This is a genomic window from Arhodomonas sp. KWT (assembly GCF_010993615.1).
This window is the reverse complement of record NZ_WNXE01000272.1, coordinates 1-2,742: the sequence shown is the minus strand read 5'-3', so window position 1 is coordinate 2,742 and position 2,742 is coordinate 1. Positions and strand designations below refer to the sequence as shown.

Genomic DNA, 2,742 nt, shown 5'->3' with positions numbered 1-2,742 from the left:
CTGTGTTCGCCTTCATCCGTTCGGTCTCCGTCACCACGTTGTGCGGCGTGGCCTCGGCGGCCACGAGCGATTGGGGAATGACGTTGTCCGCCGGCATCCCGGTGTGCCACGCGTCACTGACGGGGTGCCCGGCGACGGTTCATGCAATCTGGGTTGCGGTTTATAACGCCCGCCGCGTTAGGGCCGCGTTATACCGGCCCGCCATGGCCGTGAGACGGATCGCTCAGGGGCCCTGACGAGGGGGCGTCGCGGCGCAATCCCCCGTTTTCATGCGCCGCCCGCGGTTCCGGTTGCCGCGGTGACGGCGTCGCCGGGTTTCTGGCCAGGCCGTGATCCGTGCGTTAGTTTGTTTACGGACAAAACCAATGATCGAACCGATAACGCCGGCATAACGGGGCGCGCGCCGGCGTACCGGCCCGTGGCCACGGGCGCAGGGATCAGGCCGGAAAGGGGGTGGCGCGGATGCGCGCGAATGGGGCAAGTCAGGCCGGCAGCGTTCATGCAGCGCCGCCGTCGGAAACCGTGTCCGATGGGGTGGTGGTCCGTTGCCTCGGCCCCATGGAAGTATCGATCCGTGGTGTGCCGGTCGATGGGCTCGACGACACCAAGACCGGCGCGCTGCTCGCCTATCTGGTGCAGGAGGCGCGGGAGCCGTTGTCCCGAATCCGCCTGGCGGGCCTGTTCTGGCCGGAGGTGGGCGAGAGGACCGCGCGTAACAATCTCCGGCAGACGCTCCACCACCTGCGCCAGCGTCTGCCCGCGGACCCCGGTGGCGAGGGGCCGTTGCTGGTCAGCCGTGAAGCGGTCGGGTTGGACAGCCGCCTGCCGTGCTGGCTGGACACGGGCGTTATCGGCGCCGGCCCGGAATGCTGCGGCGGACACGTGAGGACCGCCGGATGCCGCGCTGCCCTGGACCTCATGCAGCAGTCGGTGTCGGTGTACCGCGGTCCTTTCCTGCAGGGGTTCACCGCGAGCGAGCTGCCGCAGCCGGTGATGGAGTGGCTGCTCCAGCGGCGCACGACGCTCCGGGACCGGGCCCGGAGCATCCTCGAGCAGGTCGCGCACTGCCTCGCCCGCGCCGAGGCCCCGGAGCGGGCCCTCGACCCCCTGCGCCGGTTTCTGCAGGTCGAGCCCCTCGACGAGACGGTACACCGGCTGCTGCTGTGGACGCTGTATAACGCCGACCGGTGTGACGAGGCCGTCGAGCATTACGAACGCCTGGCGCAAACCCTCGCCAGCGAGCTCGACGTGGCGCCGGATGCGGCGACCGCCGCCCTCCGGGATCGGGCGATCGCCCGGCGCCGGGAGATCCGGCAGTCGATGCAGGCGGCCGGGGAGCCGGAGCTCCAGCGGCGTCTGGTCACGGTGGTGGCCGTGTGCCTGCAGCTGCCCGCGGACTGGGACAGCGAGGAGCGCGTGCGCGGGATCGCGGAGATGACCCGGCAGGCCGGGGTCATCGCCGACGAGCACGGCGGTCTCGCCGGCCGCTCTCACGGCGGCCGCCTGGTCCTGTACTTCGGTTATCCGGTGGCGAGCGGTTCGGCCACGATCCAGGCGGTGCGTGCCGGCCTGCGGATCACCCGGGAGGCCCTGTCGGGATCGCCGGGCAGCGCCCGCGTTGCCGTGCACTCCGGGCGGATGCTCACCGCCGGCAGCACGGCGCTGCCGGACCCCAGCGGCGAGCTATCGGATGCCGCGCTCCGTCTCGCCGAGGCGGCACCCGCGGGTGAGTGCGTGGTCACCGATACCGTGCACGAGCGGGTACGTGTGTACTTCGATACGGTGCGTGTGGGCAATGGCGAGCAGACCATCGGGCTCCACCGGGTCACCGGCGACCGGGGGATCGAGGACCGTGTCGCGCTCTCGGGCCGCGAGGGCGGCATGTCACCGCTGATCGGCCGTGAAGACGAGCTCCGGCGTCTGCGGCAAGCCTGGGAGGGCGTGCGCGGGGGACGGTTCGCCCTGGTGGCGATGGAGGGCGAGCCCGGCATCGGCAAGTCGCGCCTGGTGCAGAGGCTGGTCTCGGAGGTTCGTGCCCGCGAGGAGGGCCTGGCCGTGGTGATGCGCTGCAACGCGGAAACGCTGCGACAGCCGCTCCTGCCGGTGATCCGCGCGCTCCGGGAGCACCTGCCCGGCACGGACGTCGACGGGAGCGATGACCAGTGGGTCGCCCGGGTGAATGCCTTCGTCGAGGCGTTTCCGGGCATGCCGCCGGGCAGTGCCGGGGTGCTGGGGCGGCTTATCGAGGCCGATGGGGCGTGGCCGAACGCACTGATCAGCGAGTACGCCGATCCCGCCCAGGGTCGTGACAGCGTGCTCGGGCTGCTGGTCGGGGTGGCTGCAGCCATGGCCGCCCGGATGCCGTTGCTGCTGGTCGTGGAGGACCTGCACTGGAGCGACTCGACCACGGCGATGCTCCTGCGCCGTTTCGTCCAGGAGCTCGCGGACTGCCCGGTGATGGTGCTGGTCACCGCGCGGTCCGGTACCACCTATCCCTGGCGCGTCGACGACCCGGTGGAGCGGCTCCTGCTCCGGCGCCTCGATGCCCGCGAGAGCGCGGAACTGTTCGCGGTGCTGGAGGGCAGCGACCGCCTGTCCGCGGCGGTACGCGAGCGTATCCTCTATCACGGTGACGGCATACCGCTGTTCATCGAGGAGCTGGTCCGTCACTACCGGCTCAGGGCGCCGTCGGAGAACGTGCCCGCCACGCTCCAGGACCTGCTCGCCGGGCGGATGGAGGCC

1 protein-coding gene is annotated in these 2,742 nt (G+C 71.2%); it reads left to right on the top strand.

Annotated elements, in window-relative coordinates; translation table 11 throughout:
* Window positions 1-522: 522 nt before the first annotated feature.
* The coding region (locus G7A99_RS17735; RefSeq protein WP_163142660.1) for an AAA family ATPase at window positions 523-2,742 on the top strand (2,220 nt) is incomplete at its 3' end.